The following is a 17,099-nucleotide window of genomic DNA, read 5'->3' on the forward strand; positions in this document are numbered from 1 at the left end:
GCACTATATTAACCTCACAGGTTAATTAACCTCACAGGTTAATTTTCATAATAGGAGTATGGAAATGGCAACCAAACTAGGACAGGCTTTTAGAGATCTGAGACTAACTAAAGGCGTTACTATGGGTAAAATGGCAGAAGCATTAAATGTAACCCCACCATTTCTTTCAGCCATTGAACACGGTAAAAAGAAGCCGAGTGATGAGCTAATTGAAAAAGTTATTCAGTATTTTGAACTAAATGAAGAAAAAGCACATTCAATCAAAGATTTAGTAGCTAAGGAAATAGGAGAAAAGAAAATCTCCTTAGATGGATTATTGGAAACAGACAAGGACGACATACTTGCCTTTGCTAGAAAATATACAGGGTTGGGAGAAGATGCAAAAAATATGATCAGGAAAATGCTTGATGAAAACTGAACGAGCCCCAGAAGGTTTTAGAGTTAAACCAAGGTCTGTAGATCAAATCAGGAAAATAGCCTTAAATCTAAAAGACATGTTGATACGCAATAGGGATTATGTCCCTATTGTCCCCCTACTAGAAGCACTAGCCTATAATGAAGTAATTGATTACGAAATTATTGAAGATTGTGATATTGAAAGTGATACATGGGGTTATACGTTACTGGGAAGGAATTCTGAAGGAGGGATTATACCTTTCATTAGAATTCCCAATAAGGTTTATGCGGGAGCTTTAAAAGGCGATGGCTTCCATCGATTTACTATTGCTCATGAGATTGGTCACGCAATCCTTCATAAAACAGATTTATTAATCAATTTTATTCGTGCTGAAAGATCAACCTCACACAGGAAGGAAAAAAAATGGTACGAAGATAGCGAATGGCAAGCGAATACCTTCGCATCAGAGCTATTGGCTGATATAAGGAGTATAACAACAGCTGATAATGAAATAACAATTTCTAACAAGTTTGGTATATCTAGATCGGCAGCTAGAACAAGAATAGGTAAATTAATAAGAGATAAAAAAAGACTCAATCAGCGGGCACTGAAGAGTCTTTATAATAAATAAAAGGTTAAATCTGTGGGATACCAAAGGTACTAACCAACATAAAGATTTAAACTAAATTTACATCTGACAGTGCAAATTTTAGTTCAATTACAAAAAAGAGTCAATCTTTTTAAATATCTTTATGTCTCCCACTAAGTTAGGAGCAATTACTTGAAAAATACGAAAGTAATATATGTAAAGTGGATTACTCGTAGAGGTAAAAGAATTTATGCCTCACAATACGGGAAAAAAGCATTTCGCTTAGAAATTCCAAGACATAAGTTTAAAGGGTAATGACCGTACCATCCTATAGAGGTTTGCCCAACCTCTTTTTTCATCTATTCGTGGAATAGTAGTATCAAATACATAGGAAGTATTTTAATGGCAACAAAATACACACAAAGAGAAATATGGGCAATCAGAGAAATAGCTCAAAAACATGGTAGCATATGCTATGTTAATGATTATAATTTGGAAAAAGAATATTTTGATCTGACTAATATTGATAGAAAAAGTGGTGCCATTTATATGGCGTACTGGAGAATGCAGCAAGGTAAATATGATCATTATTTAAGGTAGATTTTCATAGTTATACGAGAGGGTACTCATTACCCTCTCATTGTATAAAAAGGAGATACATGGATATTAAGAAATATCATATTGAATGGAAGGAGTATTCTTGTAATGATTTTTTTTGAGATTTATACAGAAAAAAATATAGATTCAATGTATTTTTTTTGAATCCAAGACTGTCTTGAAATAAAAGGAATTACTGTCCGTTTTTACAGGAATATGCAATTAAATAAACTTAACCTAAATATCCTCAATAGAAAGTATTTTTTTATTATTATATTCTATCTTTTAATGTAACTAATAGTTCATTATACCTAATATTTTTCATATGCCCTTTTTCTCCATTCTCAAGTAGTTTCTCGATATAATTTATAACTGTCCTTATGGCAATTACTTGTTCGTTAACATCCTGCCTTTTCCCAGATATTTGTCCTGCTACGGATTCTAAGTATCTTTCAAAAAATGTTATACCTTGATTACTTATATTATCAAAATAAGAAAGATTTTCACTTCTTATCATTTTTTGAAATAAAGAAGTATCATCAAAATACTTATTATTTACACCCTTTAAATCATAGATAGCAATATATTGATCTATATACTTAAACATTTCTTTAATATAAATATCGTCAATTTTATATTTTTCTTTGGTGACCAGTTCTATATATTCATTTTGTATATCTTCACTCATTTCAGGATTTTCTAGTATAAACTCTGTAAGACCAGAAGTAAATCTTTCTAATTCAATCATACTATTTTTATAAGATTCTATATATGATTTAATATATAAATCCAAATAATTCATATCTAATTCTCCAAGATAATCTGATGCTTTTATACGCTGAAATATACGAAATGCTCTAGAAATATCTTCTGCTTTATATCTACCTTCAATTAAGAATTTAATGATTCTATCAAATAGATCTTGTAATTCTTCTTCTTCCATAGAATAGAATCTTTCCAAAACATCTAGTGATCTAACATATAAAGTACTATTATAGTCTAAGCTAGTATCCAATTCCTCTTTTAATAGATTACTTTTAATACTTGTCCCTAGAACGATATACTTAAATAACTGATCAATATACTTAAAGTTCAAACCTTGATTCACTATATATTTCTCATAGAAATTAAGTAAAAATATTTCTTTAGAATTAAGAATTGCATTAGTATTATTTTCTGAGTCACCAGTTAATTTCCTAGTCTTCCCTTCATCATTTATCTTATTTACTATCTTGTTAATTTGAGATTCAATAATTTTAAGAGAATCATAATTATCAATTAAAACATTACATGAACTTTTTTTTTCTAGTATTAGAATACTTATATTTTTAAAAATGAACTCGAAATATTCTTTATCAAAGAATTTTTTATTACACTTTTTAATTTCAAGCATTTGATCAAGTATTATCTGTACAGTTCTCCAATTTTTGATTTTTAATTTTAATATAATATCTAAGATATAATCCTTATGTTCTTTCATACACATATATCTTGTATTCATATTCATTACAGATCCTAACTGTTCTTTTTGATTAGGTGTGAAATTAATTGTATGCCGGACTACTTTTTCTTTAATTTCTTTATATAAAATAGAATTAGATAGTTTAGTTTCATCACAAATAAAAATTGTCCTTAAACCTATTTCTGTAACATATTTATGAATATTACCAATTAATAAATTAATTTCAGGGAGTATTGCATATCGTTCTAAATCGTCAATAACGATTACATATATTTCTTCTTCCTTTAAAGTTCTATTTTGTTCTAATAAAGATTTAAGCAATGAACCAATTCTTATCGGCTCTTTTTCATAATCACGGATATCAATTTTTTCAATAAAAGAGTAATTACAGTTCCCTGATTTGGTTTTCAACTTTAGATCATAGATGATATTTTTTACAACTTCACCAAAAGATTTTACACCTTGAACTGAGGTATATAGCAATGTAAACCTTATAGATTTATCTTTTTCTTTTCGAATATAATTTCTAAGATAGTTGTCCAATTCGTTTCTTACAAAATATGTCTTGCCGCTTCCCCATTCTCCATCAATCATATAGGCAAAATCTATTTTATATTCAATATCCAAATAGTTTTTAATTGTTCTGATCAGATTTTTCATACGCTTTCGCCTTTTTAATTATAAAATTATTTTTATATGCCTAAGTTGACTATATTGAACCTCTGAACTTAGGTTGTACTTATTAATTATATTTTTCCAGTTTTGTCCTATATCAGTATTTGAATAATAAAAAAGTAAAATTTGTTCGTCGATAGATAATTGAGTTCTTAATATATTTACATATTCGGACTTTTCCCCTTCACTTAGATATTCAGATTGTTCAATCACGTTTACTGCTTCATACATATTCCGAAAATATGAACCTAATGAGGCAGAGCAGCTCCTAGAAAGGTCCCAATTATACTCCTGTTCATATCTTGTTATTTCATGCATAATCCGACTTTCAAACTGATCATCAAGTTTAATTTGACTATCAATTTTTGTAATTCTTCCAAAATACATTAATTGAAATCCTATATCATATATTATCTGATCAGATAATTTTTCTTTGATAAATAGGTAATCAATATTACGTGTCAATAATGATATACAATTTTCTAGTTGTTCCTTCATATTAGCTAAAGCTGCTGTTCCGACCAACTTTTTATTTTTGCTTCGTTCGTAATTAGATATTTTTATTCTATTTAAATTGTCACGGTGAAAATCAAGTAGTTTAAAATATAAAGTTTCAATTTTTTCAATCTCTTGAGAACTTCTTTGATTAACAAAAACTGTGGCTACAAATAGTGCACTAGCGATAGTCCCAGTTGTACCTACTAATCCACTAAATAAACTGCTAAATATAGGAATCAATTCAAAGTCAAATTTCCCTGAAAATGTTATAAAAGACTTGTTAAAAATTATTAAGAAATAAAGTATAATAGTTAAAAATAAAAAGACGAAGCTAGAATACTTCAATACACTTTGAAAAATTACATACTTTAGTCTACTGTTTCTTGCCATTCTATATTCCAATAATTAATTATTGTTTTCTTCATATATTTTCTTCAATACTTCGATAGAAAGACAAGGCTTCTTAATATGTAACACTGCATGACAATTCGGACATACTGGTCTTAAATCCTTTTTGGGATCAATATTATGAATACCAGTGAAAGAAGTAATTTCTTTTAAATGATGTATATGAATGATTTTACTTGCAATCTCACCATATACATTTTCCATCGATTGCCCACAAACAGCGCATTTATATCCATATTCTTTTATACATTCCTCACGGGCTTTTTTATTTCGCTCAATAGTTTTTGATAGTATTCTTTTTATTGCCCCCTCATTGTATACCTCTTCATTAAAGTTCTTATCCAAAATATTACTCGATTTAGGATCAGGGCAACGAAGTAGCCATATTATTATTACTGGACTATTTTTAATCACAATGAATGGGATTGCTAAACCATGAAAAACAAATGGATCAGTGTTTTTTTCTCTACAAAAAATATAAACATTTTTAGTAGTAATTAGTTCTTGTATTTGTGGTTGTTCAAATACAGTTTTAGATTTGGCTTCCCAGTGTAGTATTTCAGGTGAAACAAAATAATTATTATAATCATGTCCTGTTCGACCACTACTATCTATATTAACAAACAAATAATAGTCACTATTATATTTGTTATAGCCTGTATCCCAATTCCCACCTTGCTTATTTTTAGGTACTTTAATTAGAGAGTAAATATCTTTTTTACTATATGTAGTACCACAAGAAAATAAACTCATATATGACTCCTTACTTTCCCATTTTATTTATATTTTAATTACAAAAACTTCTACAATTGTACTTGATCCACAGATGCACATATTATATTAACACGTTTCAAGTATTAATATTTAATCTAATTGAACCTTATCAGTGCTGTTTACATTTCTGATACACTTAATAAATATTGGATTAACAATATTTATTTCTAATGGAGTAGTAATGCTGTCAAGTTCTAAGAGTTCCTTACTATCAAAATCTAAAAATCTAACGTTTTTCTGTAAGATATGAACAGTACTTTACAACAGGGCAAACAAGATCTTCATGCATTTCTCCACTCAATTTTTAAGAGGATTTATTCGTAACAACTTATACTTCCTACAATTCTCAGTTTTAAACAGGAGCCAAAGCCCCTATTACAAAAAAAAGTGGGGGTATAATCTCGTAGAAAAGAAAGCAATGTTTCCCAAGAAAAGAACCTAGTCGATAACACACAACTAAGTTAGTAGTAAAGTTTAGAACAATTTAAAAACATTTTATTTTTCAATTCATACACTTATTGTTACTCAATTATCGATCATTTTGATTCAAGTATTAATGAAGTAAATAAAATAAATTACCGATCGATTTATTTACAGGCTCGAGTTCTAGCTGATAATACAATTTCATTACTATAATCTTTAGTAATATGCTTTTATATTTCAACACTCTTCTCTCCCAAGTAATGCAACTTCAATATGTCTAACAAATAACTGTAGATTATAGAATTTACGGTTAAAAAAACGTTCTATTATCCAGTAAGACATTCCAATTACTGGTATCCAAAAAATAAAAATCATTAAAGCTTTCCCACCATCAAAAGTTGCTCCAGTTATATTAATTGTTACAAGACTGATAATAAATGGAATATAGACTAATTGAAAAAATGAAATCGGAGCTAAGGGTTTAAATTCTGGATTTAAAATCTCTAAGTTAAAATTAGCAACTCTCTTCGATATTTTTAATTCTGCTTCGGTAATCTCTTTATATTTAGTACTAACATAGAACATTTCATGTGATGAAGGGTTTTTCTTTACTCCAGTAATTTTATAGTAAACTTTCTTTGTATGATACTGACGTCGAAGAACTAGGATAGTCATAAACGACAGAGAAACTACCAATGCTAATAAAAAATAATTACTCATATCCTTATAGTAATCCTTGTTAATTAAATACACTGTTAACGATATTAAAATATTAGCTATATTTAATATCTGTGATGATACCATCAGTATATAATTAAGAGTGTCATATAGAATAGATTCTTCATTATACAATGAGTATACTTTTTCAAAGATGCCTAGTGAAGGTGAATTTTCTAATATATTGTCCATATAATCTCCATTAAATATTATTTAAAATGATTTACATTATCCTGATTAATATAAACTATAGTGCTTGCAATGCTTCTTCTAAATCTTCTTTCAATTCTAATAACCGGATTTTTCTCATATTACTCATTTTTGAATTTATTACCTTTATTTCAACTTGTCCACTAAGTGTAATCCCCAATATTTATATCTCTTTATAAGTTTCCTTTATAATATGTTCACAAAATTTAATACCCAATTCATTAAGACTACCTCCCCGAGGAATACCAGGAGAAGAGCCATTAGCGTTCCCTCCTCCTATAAATGCAATTGGTATTTTTATTAAACATGACTGAACTATAGATGAATAATCTAGATTTGCTTCTTCACTATTTAATTTCAAAAGAGATATATTAGTTTCAGTTTCTTGTTTTTTCATTTCAATATCATAGTACTTTTTTAGTAAAGGAAAACCGACTGTGGGATGAATATTATCGATACTAAACAAAAGAGTATTATATTCATCAATAGTAAATATATTCTTATCGAACGTTTTTACAAATAAAAGTCCTAAAACCTTAGCTTTCAATTCAGATTGGTATCTATCTAATTGCACAATTGTGTTTTCAATTAACTTATGCATATTTTGGTTATGAACTAAGAGTTTTTTTATTTTTTCCATATCATTACTTGATATTACTTGATTAATTACACCAATGAAGCAAGCATACTTTTTAACAAAAAAAGCTTCTTGAATATTAGAACGTATATTATTTAGCGTATATAAACTTTTGAGAAATGGTATTTCTTGAAGTAAACTATCGCTACTAGATATTCGCTCAATCAAACTATCAAACCCCATTTCACCATATTCAGTTAATACTTCTTTACTTCCATTCAAGAAAGAATTTATTAACTTATTTTTTTCATCCATATCTTTTACAACCTTATTTGTTATAGATGGTCCCTATTTAAAGGGGAATAGCTATACCTTTTATTAATATATTGGTATCAATAATCAAGTTTATCATTTTGATTTCCTTTTAATCTGAATTATGCATTTTATTAACAATATTTTAGCAATATTCCCCCTAATTCATGTAAAAACTTTCTATCAAAGGACTTATCAGTTTTAGTTTCATGTAAATATCTCCAATCTTCAAAGGTCCTTGAAAATGCATGTAATTTTGAAAGAAATGTTTCTCTATCAAAACTCATCCTTTCAATAATATCTTTTCCAATATTTACTTCTAATTCATTAAATAGTTTTTCAAGATCATGACCTCTAGTCGCATTTCCTATCAAATATTTGAGAGCTAATTCTATTGAAAAAGCATAGTTAACAGCTGCTGGTACAGCTAAAAATTGGATATTGCCTTCAACTTCTATTTGCTGCATACACCTTTCACCAGCCAAGTAAAATGAGTGGGCATTTGATTTTAATAACTGATTATTCATATAAAATCCTTATCAAGATAATTATTCTCATCACTAAAAAACTTCTTCCAGGTATCTATAGTTGTTGAAATTACATCACTTACATCTTCATCCCTTCCATTAATCTCAACCACATACTTATATTGTGTAAAATAACCCGAATAGGAATCATCATCTCCAGCACCAAAAGTTCCAGATACACTACATATTGGACCTTTTTTGCCCTTTACTATAGGTACTTTTTTGAAATGCTTAGCTTTATTAGCTAAAAGTCGAATTGTAAACTGGTAAGGATTTGTTGAAGGAAAAGTTCTTTTTTTATAGTAAGGATTAAAATCTCGAGGTATTTTGTCACTAGGTTCATATGGATTTAACAATTTTAAACAATTATCTTTTCCACTTTCTGAAATTATTTCTTCATCTTTTAAAGTCCAATCAAACAAATGATTCAATGAAATTATGGTATTTATCAATCCATACTCATATTCAGGATATGTATTCCTTTTTGAAGTTTGTTCCCAATTGAAAATTACCATCTTAAAGTAATCATTTATGTTTAATAAATTGAACATTATTCTAACCTTCTTGTACTAAAGATAAAAACAGGGGCCAAAGCCCCTATTACAAAAAAGGGGGGGTATAATCTCGTAGAAAAGAAAGCAATGTTTCCCAAGAAAAGAACCTAGTCGATAACACACAACTAAGTTAGTAGTAAAGTTTAGAACAATTTAAAAACATTTTATTTTTCAATTCATACACTTATTGTTACTCAATTATCGATCATTTTGATTCAAGTATTTATGAAGTAAATAAAATAAATTACCGATCGATCTATTGGGAAGGAAAATCAATAACATTTCCCCCTCTTTCCCTTTAGGACTAACACTATCCAAACGAAGAAACATCTTCCCCATCTCATACAATTCTACCACCCTATCTCTAGATAGTTCAAATAGAATCTTGAGAAAATCGTTGATTAACTCTTGTCTGCTTATTCGTCCGAGAATGAGATATTCAACAGGACAATCCAATGCTTCAGCAATTAAAATGGCTTGATCAGCCCTTGGGAGAAGGATTTCGGACTGTAAAAAGGAATCTATAACAGAACTTTTCACCCCTGTACGATAGATCAATTCTTTTCTAGATACTGATTTCTTTTTCATTAAATATTTAAGTCTATTTTTAAAGCTCATATCAAAAATATGTTTACAGTTTTATAATAAATCAATTACACTTTCTCTTTTTATATAATATCTATATCATCGTATCCATTGCATTTAACATATTGTTTAATTTCTTCATGTATTTTGTAAGAGATTTCAATCTTTCTATTAGACCAAAGTTTTAATGTATCAGCATTTGCATCAATATTATTCTTAATTTGACGAAATACTTTACATAGATTAGAAGTTAAAAGTTCGAATAATGATGGTTTTCTTTTATCAAAATTCACGTATTTAAATATATCAAGAATGATTTCTAAGATTTTTTTAAATGGCTTTCCAGAATCTTTTGTATCTATATCATTCCAACATTCATCAAATATCTTGTATAAAAAAAGTAGATTATCTTCACTAGTAGATAAGTGATTATCATTAACCATTGTTAAACTTTCAATTCTATAACTATGATCATTTATAAATTTATCTGTATTTGGTTCACTTATACTAACAAGTGAAAATCTATGTTTGGCTTCCCCATTGAGGGGTGATTGCTCCCATTTGTATCTTTGTTTAATTACCTTCGTAATATCTTTTATACTTTTTAATAAAGAACTGGTCTTTAAAATGATTATACCTTCTTCTGAAATTACAACTTTTCCATCGTCTTCAGCATCAGAATAGGCTAATTGAATAACACCATTAGGATAATATTCCTTATTTTGAGTATATATATTCTCCGACCAATCAATGGCAGTTAGAACATTAGGGTCGCCTATACTATATCCCATCATCAAAGTGGTAGATTCATTAATTGTAAAAGATAGCTTTTGTAAATTATAACTGTTTGGCCTAAACAGTTTTATATAGTCTTCGTTAGTTATAATTATTGAATTTGGATCAGTTCTAATTCCATGAAGATGGTATATGGGGAGTACTCCATTTTGGGTAATAAAAGAATCTTTAGTACTTAAGGATATAAAATTATCAGGCAATAAACTTTCTAATAGCAAATCGTAGTTTGTTGTAATAATCCATTCAGGTTTTAATTCTTCAACATGAACGCCAAAACAAAATCGTTGCATTTGATTAGAATACCAACAAGTTAGTTGGGAAATCAGATTCTTCATCCTTGTTCTAGCTTCTGCTACTGGAATATTATCCTTTTTTGCTATCTTTTTGCACATAATTGATGCAATTTCAGGACAAGAATGAAATTTTATCATTTTTTCATCCAATTCTACATTCATATTACTACCAATTTCTTTAAGGAGCTCTATCCATGTTAATGGTCTAGCGTTCTGATCTAAATTCTCTATTTCGAAAAGAGCTTTTGAAAAACCTGATCCAATAAATAATCCCAGATTACCAAACCGTGCAGATTCTGCTATTCTTTCGTATACATCATTTTTTGTCATTGTTTTGTATCCTTCAATGAAACACCATCAAATCACAATTGATTATCAAATAAACTATTATATTAAAGATAATGTATCTGTATTTCCTATCTTCTACGTTAATTTCTTTCTGACCTTATCCAATCTCTCTAACAACTTCTTATAACTTTAACCTCTAGCACGAATTAGTAAACTATATCGTTCTAAAATATTTAATTCTTTCTCATATTCATTATTTTTCTAAATAAAGTAGCAAGCTGCTCATAATACCAAGGAGCCACACCTGTTTCTGTTACTCTAGATTCATCTTCAACAGCATCTAGAATGTCTAATAATAAAATAATGGCATTAATGACGTCATTATCTTTTTTATATTTTTAAATCTGATCAATGTAATCAGAGTAATGCTTTCCTTTGTAATATCCTATTTTAGACATAATCTACTCCCGCGATTTTGAGTAAACAATTTTTATTTAACATTAGCTTTTTACAACTTCATATGTCATAAATATGAAGTATTAAATTTCCATCCACTCAATTAACGAAATTTCACCTAATTTTGTTAAAGACCAATACAAATGCTCTATATCTTGTTTATCTTTTCTTTTTTTTATGCAAATCAAACCCAATTTTTCAAAACAAATTTCAATTTTATGAAAATCCTGATAATCAATTTTAAATTTGTCGTTCATTTTAATAATGTTCTTGCTTAATTGTGTTGTAAAGATTTTAACAACCGATTCTTCAATATTTTCTGTTCGCAGAAATGGTGCTATTGTTAAAAATATTTCCTTATATGTAATGGTTAAATCTCTATTACTAACACCAATTATTCTATCATTATACATTGATTTTTTAAGAACTCTTCCTTTAATGCAAATAGATTTATCTAATTGATTTTCAATATCTTTATTTGACATAGGAACATCAACATCTATGGCTTGTTCTGATAAAGTATTATCCTGAGTAAAAGATGTTCTAATCCATCCATCTAGTATATATTCCTTATCAATATCAGCTAATGTCTGAACAATAGCTAATTGCAAATCTTTCTCAGACGAAACATATTTTACAACTCTACTATTTACCAGATTTAAAAATTCTTCATACTTAGCAACATTCTCTTTCTCATAAAAGTTATTATCACTTCTTTTGTTTCGAACATATTCATCCTCTAGGATAATTGTGAATATAGGGAAATTTTTTTTACTCTTTTTATATATTTTTTCTCGTTCTAAGGCATATTCATACTCAAGGTGCGTATAACTTTTACCAGTTTTTATATCAATACTACCATAACGTTTACCCAAAATAAGTAAATAAATATCTGAGTCATCTATCCATCTATTAATTGTCTCTAATTGTTCTTTTCCTGGTTTAAAAAGTTCCATCCCTGCAGGTATATGATTAGCCATTAATATAGCCTCTACAGCCGCATTTCTTTCATCTATTAAATCTATATATGTTGAAGAAATAAATACCTGATACTTCTTTTTCAAATCACGCCCCTATTTTCTATATTTTTTGATTTATCATTTTATCACAAGCAAATTAATCTAAGCCTGATCAGCCATCTTCCCCTCATCCAACTTCTGAAAAACCCTAACCATCTCTAAAAGCTCTTTTATCCTACTACTAGATAATTTCGAAGCTTCATTGCATAATTCCCTAATTATTGACTTCTCACCATATGAGACAATATTTTCTTTCATATATATATCATCAATAAAATCTTGCCTTTTATATTGAGTATTTTCCTTTCCTGTAACTAAATACTCTAAGCTAACGTTCAAAGCTTCTGCTACAGAAAATGCAATGTCAACTCTAGGTATTTTAGACTGACTACTTAACCATCCCTCTATCGTTCTATAGCTTAATCCAGTTAGATTTCCTAAGTCTTTAGCGGTGATGTCCTTTGCTTTCATAATAGAACGTAAATTAACTTGAAAACTCATACAACACTCCATAAGAACCTATTTTCATTGTATTATCGTTATGTTAGCACGCTCTTTAAAGTAATTATATGTAATTCCCTCTTGACAAACACTTCCTATAGAGTAATCATATAGAAAACACGCCTAAAGGAGTGGATATGATCACATCACAAGATAGTATAAAACTAGACACTGTAATTCGGGTTTCAAATGATGAAGCTAGACGTTTGAAATTATTCTTGAGTAAAACAGGTCGTAAACGAGCACCATTTGTCAAAACCTTGCTTATTTCATCCCTTGAAGAGTGGGAGAAATCTTCTAATCTAGAGAAGGAAGTATAGTCATGAGCACAATAGCCTACTCCATCCTAGATGAAAAAGAAGCCGCCGACTTTGTGCAGCACCTAAAAGCACTAGAAGCTAAGATAGACATAATCCAATCACGATCCTTTCTCACCAAAGAATGGTATTCACGGGAAGAAGTAGCGGAAATGAAAGGATATTCTATCAACCTAGTATCAACACAGCCCCTATTACTACCAAACTTTGGAGTACCTCACAGACTGTCCCAAGGCAAATGGGGGTTCCATTGGAAGGAAGTAGCAGAATGGCTTCCAAAAGACTATGACCAGATTCTTGCGGAATATGAAGGGCAAGAGCCATGAGTGATATTATAAGCTTTGATAACACATCCTTTGGGAAAGTTCGAGTAGTCTACAAAGAACAACAGCCTTGGTTCATAGCGATGGATATATGCCAGTCACTAGAAATCACACCAAGGGATAGTGTTAGATACTTGGATGATGAAGACAAAAGCAATGTGTCTAGTAAACACATTGGTCTATCAGGAGGAAGAGACCTTCTTATCATCAATGAATCTGGCTTATATTCCCTTATCCTACGTTCTCGTAAACCTCAAGCCAAAGCCTTCAAACGATGGGTAACCTCTGAAGTACTCCCCTCTATACGTCGAACAGGATCTTACAACAGTAAGAAGATACCCCAAACCTTCCCTGAAGCTCTACGAGCCTATGCTGAAGAAGTCGAAAAACGACAATCCTTGGAGATAGATAACCAAATCAAAGAATCCAGGATCAACAAACTTATTCATACAGGTAAAACCTATACCATAACAGAACTAGCAAAGGAATTAGGATTTACCAGTGCTTCAAAGCTTAATAAGCAACTTCAAAAACTTGGTTTTCAATACAAAGTGAATGGCTGTTGGGTATGCACTAGCAAGTATTCTGACAAAGGATATGAACAAATCAAACAGGAGGAACGAGGTAATAAAATATTGTATTACAGGAAATTAACAGGTTTAGGAAGAGATTTTGTTACAACCTTGATTTCACAGGAAGAACACGATGAAGACAAAAAAAGCTGACCAACGGCCAGCCTCTCAACAATTTAGAAGGTATGTGAATGACCTTCATATATCCATAATACTAACAAACAAAGGATATTGCAATGGAAAATTATGATGATTACTTACTTATCCTTAGAAAGGATCAATACGACGATATTATGCAAAACCTAAACTCTATTGATACCGACCTAACCAAAGCAAACACGACCTCAGAGTCGCTTTTGAAAGATATAACAAATAAAAGGAGGTTAAAAAACATACACACCACCTTCAAGAACACTTATCTCATCAATAAAAGCCTATTGAGCAAGCGAATCTTGAAGCAAATCGAACAATAAAAACAGTATCCCAACAATTTAGGAGAAGTGTATGAATCTATCATTTATTAAACTCGATATTAACATACTCAATGACACCAAGATCAAAGTCATTCGAAAGATGCCTGACGGTGACAATATGTTTGTCCTATGGGTAGGAATACTCTGTCTAGGCATGAAAAGCGGTCGCCCAGGAGTACTGGAAATCGGTGAAAACATTCCCTTCACCGATGAAATCCTGAGTGATGAGCTGGACATTCCCCTCAACACGGTAAAGCTAGGATTAGAAATGTTCGAACGATTACGAATGGTGGAAAAAGTCGAAGAGGGAACCTATTTAATTTCTAACTTTGAGAAACACCAGGAACTTGAGAAAATCGAGAATATGAGGGAAAAGGAACGTCAAAGAAAGGCGAAATACAGAGAAAAATTAGCCCTTGGATTGTCTTCAAATCAGGATGTCCCACGGGACAAGACAGGGACAGAACAGGGACAGGACGAGGACGTCCCCATGCCGTCCCCCGAATGTCCCGCTACAGATAAGAATAAGAATAAGACAAAGAATAAGAACAAGAGTATATACACAGGGACAGACCTGGAAGAAATCATCCAATTCGCTAAGGACCAAGATTTCAAACCTGACTTTCGTAAGCTACTCCCTCACATATCAGCCTATCGTTTGGGAACAGTACTTGAGGAAATGAGTTTCTATTCTAAATCAGAAGTGAAGGAAGCCATTACCAACTATATCCAGATCATGAATGATCAGGATAACTACAAATTAGGATTCCGCTACCAGGACCTTCTCAGCTTCTTGGAAAAGGGGATTAATCTATTCATCAACGATTCAGATCCTTTCACCGTTTACCGTAAGAATCGCGAACTACACCCCAGAGAAAGCCCTCAGGATTCATACCAGGATAATTTTTGGGAGGAGGTAGAAAACCATGACAGATCGTGATTTTGTGGAAGGACTAAGACAGCGGTTCAACAAACTAACACCTGTTGATGCTAGGGATATTCTTGACGGTGTAAGACGATTTACAGACTCAGGAAGGAGTAAGTTATTTAGAATCTTCATTGACAGCTATGATTCATCCTTTCCCCCAAAATGGGGAATGATCAACAAGATTGCAAAGGTCAATGAGATACCTTTCCAGCAAAGATATAGCTCAAAAGTCATCTTTTGGAAGTGTAATAACTGTGGATGCTTATTTGAAAACTCTCCTGAAATATCCCGTTGTCCAAGCTGTAATGAGAATTATGAAAGGACTCTGTACACAGCAGAGACCTATCCAGAGGAAGTTATGCTAGAAGACGAAGCCCTTAAGCGACTGCACCAGTACAAAAACAGAGTAGAAGTAACCCCAGAATTGAAGAAGCAACTTAGTTTTGTGGGTTTAGATAAGAGCAATTAAACCTAAGGAATCAAAATGTATTATATAGATGGACAAGCTTTTTATGATTATTCGGCTATTCCTGAATGGGTAAGGTTAACACCACCGAGAAGAAGATTTCCCATTAAAGCAGAAGGACCTAAAGAGGATAGGCCCCTACCCAAAGGAGAAATAGGATTACGATCCATGAGAGGCTTAAAATGTGTTTATCCAGATTAAAAAGGAAAAACCAATTCCTTTATAAGTTGGGGATTATTTTAAGATTATCCATAGTAGCAATTCCCTTTACCCTATTGGTAATTCTAGCTACTACGTTGTATTTTAAGGGGCATTAGGAGTGAGTACCATGGGAACAGAGACAAACATAGATATTGAAGACATCAAAAAGAAGGTAGCCAAACTCTTGTCATTATCTGAAAGCGATAATGAACATGAAGCGAACCTTGCCATGTTACAAGCGAATAAATTACTAGCAAAATACAACCTCGAAATGTCTGATATATCCCTGGAAGAACCAGACCTGATAGAAGATTCCCTGTTCAAATCTTCTAAGAAATGGGAAAGGCGAATAGCTGCAGTCATCGCAGAGCTTAACTTTTGTTCAACCATGCTTGTTACATATTCCACAGGTAGTGTTCAAATAGTATTTGTAGGAACGAAAGACAATGTGGAAGTAACTAAGATCATGTTTAAGAAAATCAGATCTCACTTCCTACAGAAGTCAAAATACTATCACCCAAGATTAAGAGATTCTTACTTAATGGGTGTATCCATCAGCATTATAGGAACTGTGACAGAAGTATTATCCAAAAGAAAACAGCCAGACAATACAGAAGAAAAAGGATTACTAGTCATTCAAAACCGATCGAATGAGTATGTAGAACAACTTACCAAAGGGAGAATGAGAAGATCCAGACAATCAACGGTCATTAAGGAAGCTTACTTAAAAGGCCAAAGGGATGGACTTCAAGCTCCTATATTTGATGAAATAAAGAGGTAACACCATGCTAGTAGATTTAACAAATGAAGAAGTGGACGTATTGCTTCAATATATTGATTTTACAAAGACCCTTGATGATGATCCATTCTTCCAAAAGATATTTATTAATGATCCAACTTTTCCAGATAAAACGATAACAGTTAAAGAAAAGTTAGACAGACTAATCTGTAAAGAACAAAATACTGCTGTTTATAGCAATGACATTAGGAATCTAAACGATGGTCTTCAATGGTTGGACAAAGCCGTTAGGACCATTAACTATGGAGAATGCGGTATCAAACTGACCCTCAAAAGAGGAAAGATCTCATTGATAGATCCCTTTTACAAACCAAGGTTTCTACCAAACGAAGCTTAACTAAACACAAAGACAAATTACTAAGA

Annotated in this window: 23 protein-coding genes; 12 read left to right on the forward strand and 11 right to left on the reverse strand. The window is 31.0% G+C overall.

Translation table 11 applies throughout. The annotated features are described in order from the left end of the window. Positions 1-64: 64 nt before the first annotated feature. The 3 genes from K345_RS22165 (at position 65) to K345_RS0105070 (ending at position 1,586) form a co-directional block, all read left to right on the forward strand. Positions 65-418 carry a helix-turn-helix domain-containing protein gene (locus K345_RS22165; RefSeq protein WP_053228083.1) on the forward strand — a complete coding sequence of 118 codons (354 nt, stop codon included), beginning with the start codon at positions 65-67 and terminating at the stop codon, positions 416-418. Continuing rightward, positions 408-1,028 (forward strand): ImmA/IrrE family metallo-endopeptidase, encoded by a 621-nt coding sequence (locus K345_RS22170; RefSeq protein ID WP_053228084.1) that lies wholly within the window; start codon positions 408-410, stop codon positions 1,026-1,028. The genes K345_RS22165 and K345_RS22170 overlap by 11 nt, the downstream gene beginning before the upstream one ends. 360 nt (positions 1,029-1,388) lie before the next feature. Further along, on the forward strand, positions 1,389-1,586 hold the full coding sequence (locus K345_RS0105070; RefSeq protein WP_028973252.1) for a hypothetical protein: 198 nt from the start codon (positions 1,389-1,391) through the stop codon (positions 1,584-1,586). A gap of 268 nt (positions 1,587-1,854) precedes the next feature. Here K345_RS0105070 and K345_RS0105075 read toward each other — a convergent pair whose 3' ends face one another. The 11 genes from K345_RS0105075 to K345_RS22185 all read right to left on the reverse strand — a co-directional run bounded on the left by K345_RS0105075 (position 1,855) and on the right by K345_RS22185 (position 12,657). Further along, on the reverse strand, positions 1,855-3,705 hold the full coding sequence (locus K345_RS0105075; RefSeq protein WP_028973253.1) for a P-loop NTPase fold protein: 1,851 nt from the start codon (positions 3,703-3,705) through the stop codon (positions 1,855-1,857). 18 nt (positions 3,706-3,723) lie between these two features. Further along, positions 3,724-4,608 (reverse strand): putative phage abortive infection protein, encoded by an 885-nt coding sequence (locus K345_RS0105080; RefSeq protein WP_028973254.1) that lies wholly within the window; start codon positions 4,606-4,608, stop codon positions 3,724-3,726. 15 nt (positions 4,609-4,623) lie between these two features. Continuing rightward, positions 4,624-5,379: a DUF3427 domain-containing protein gene (locus K345_RS0105085; RefSeq protein WP_028973255.1), complete on the reverse strand. Its 756-nt coding sequence runs from the start codon at positions 5,377-5,379 to the stop codon at positions 4,624-4,626. A 681-nt stretch (positions 5,380-6,060) separates the two neighbouring features. Next, entirely contained in the window at positions 6,061-6,732 is a 672-nt protein-coding gene (locus K345_RS0105090) for a hypothetical protein (protein WP_028973256.1), read from the reverse strand. Between the two features lie 181 nt (positions 6,733-6,913). Then, complete coding sequence (locus K345_RS0105100) at positions 6,914-7,642, reverse strand: hypothetical protein (protein WP_028973257.1); 729 nt, start codon at positions 7,640-7,642, stop codon at positions 6,914-6,916. A gap of 131 nt (positions 7,643-7,773) precedes the next feature. Further along, on the reverse strand, positions 7,774-8,166 hold the full coding sequence (locus K345_RS0105105; RefSeq protein WP_028973258.1) for a hypothetical protein: 393 nt from the start codon (positions 8,164-8,166) through the stop codon (positions 7,774-7,776). Further along, entirely contained in the window at positions 8,163-8,717 is a 555-nt protein-coding gene (locus K345_RS0105110) for a hypothetical protein (protein WP_028973259.1), read from the reverse strand. Before K345_RS0105110 ends, K345_RS0105105 begins: the two co-directional genes overlap by 4 nt. A gap of 201 nt (positions 8,718-8,918) precedes the next feature. Then, complete coding sequence (locus tag K345_RS22175; protein WP_053228085.1) at positions 8,919-9,308, reverse strand: hypothetical protein; 390 nt, start codon at positions 9,306-9,308, stop codon at positions 8,919-8,921. Positions 9,309-9,388: 80 nt separating this feature from the next. Beyond that, positions 9,389-10,723, reverse strand: coding sequence for an SIR2 family NAD-dependent protein deacylase (locus K345_RS0105120; protein WP_028973260.1), 1,335 nt, complete (start codon positions 10,721-10,723; stop codon positions 9,389-9,391). A gap of 497 nt (positions 10,724-11,220) precedes the next feature. Beyond that, entirely contained in the window at positions 11,221-12,201 is a 981-nt protein-coding gene (locus tag K345_RS22180) for a DUF4062 domain-containing protein (RefSeq protein ID WP_053228086.1), read from the reverse strand. A 57-nt stretch (positions 12,202-12,258) separates the two neighbouring features. Then, the gene (locus K345_RS22185; protein ID WP_053228087.1) at positions 12,259-12,657 is read right to left on the reverse strand and encodes a helix-turn-helix domain-containing protein; all 399 of its coding nucleotides are present in this window, start codon (positions 12,655-12,657) and stop codon (positions 12,259-12,261) included. 137 nt (positions 12,658-12,794) lie between these two features. Here K345_RS22185 and K345_RS0105135 point away from each other — a divergent pair, with 137 nt between their 5' ends. The 9 genes from K345_RS0105135 to K345_RS0105180 all read left to right on the forward strand — a co-directional run bounded on the left by K345_RS0105135 (position 12,795) and on the right by K345_RS0105180 (position 17,073). Continuing rightward, positions 12,795-12,977 carry a hypothetical protein gene (locus K345_RS0105135; protein ID WP_028973261.1) on the forward strand — a complete coding sequence of 61 codons (183 nt, stop codon included), beginning with the start codon at positions 12,795-12,797 and terminating at the stop codon, positions 12,975-12,977. Between the two features lie 2 nt (positions 12,978-12,979). Then, a complete protein-coding gene (locus K345_RS0105140; RefSeq protein ID WP_028973262.1) occupies positions 12,980-13,300 on the forward strand; it encodes a hypothetical protein in 321 nt (106 codons plus the stop codon). Beyond that, entirely contained in the window at positions 13,297-14,022 is a 726-nt protein-coding gene (locus K345_RS22190; RefSeq protein WP_053228088.1) for a BRO family protein, read from the forward strand. Before K345_RS0105140 ends, K345_RS22190 begins: the two co-directional genes overlap by 4 nt. Before the next feature lie 83 nt (positions 14,023-14,105). Next, positions 14,106-14,342, forward strand: coding sequence for a hypothetical protein (locus tag K345_RS0105155; protein ID WP_028973263.1), 237 nt, complete (start codon positions 14,106-14,108; stop codon positions 14,340-14,342). A 31-nt stretch (positions 14,343-14,373) separates the two neighbouring features. Next, positions 14,374-15,282 carry a phage replisome organizer N-terminal domain-containing protein gene (locus K345_RS22195; protein ID WP_028973264.1) on the forward strand — a complete coding sequence of 303 codons (909 nt, stop codon included), beginning with the start codon at positions 14,374-14,376 and terminating at the stop codon, positions 15,280-15,282. Further along, positions 15,269-15,739, forward strand: coding sequence for a hypothetical protein (locus tag K345_RS19870; RefSeq protein ID WP_037571342.1), 471 nt, complete (start codon positions 15,269-15,271; stop codon positions 15,737-15,739). Before K345_RS22195 ends, K345_RS19870 begins: the two co-directional genes overlap by 14 nt. A gap of 15 nt (positions 15,740-15,754) precedes the next feature. After that, positions 15,755-15,937 carry a hypothetical protein gene (locus K345_RS0105170; RefSeq protein WP_028973265.1) on the forward strand — a complete coding sequence of 61 codons (183 nt, stop codon included), beginning with the start codon at positions 15,755-15,757 and terminating at the stop codon, positions 15,935-15,937. A 127-nt stretch (positions 15,938-16,064) separates the two neighbouring features. Then, positions 16,065-16,718 (forward strand): DUF2786 domain-containing protein, encoded by a 654-nt coding sequence (locus K345_RS0105175; protein ID WP_028973266.1) that lies wholly within the window; start codon positions 16,065-16,067, stop codon positions 16,716-16,718. Between the two features lie 4 nt (positions 16,719-16,722). Further along, a complete protein-coding gene (locus K345_RS0105180; RefSeq protein WP_028973267.1) occupies positions 16,723-17,073 on the forward strand; it encodes a hypothetical protein in 351 nt (116 codons plus the stop codon). Positions 17,074-17,099 lie beyond the last annotated feature (26 nt).

The sequence above is a fragment of the Spirochaeta cellobiosiphila DSM 17781 genome (assembly GCF_000426705.1).
Lineage (GTDB): Bacteria > Spirochaetota > Spirochaetia > DSM-17781 > DSM-17781 > Spirochaeta_E > Spirochaeta_E cellobiosiphila.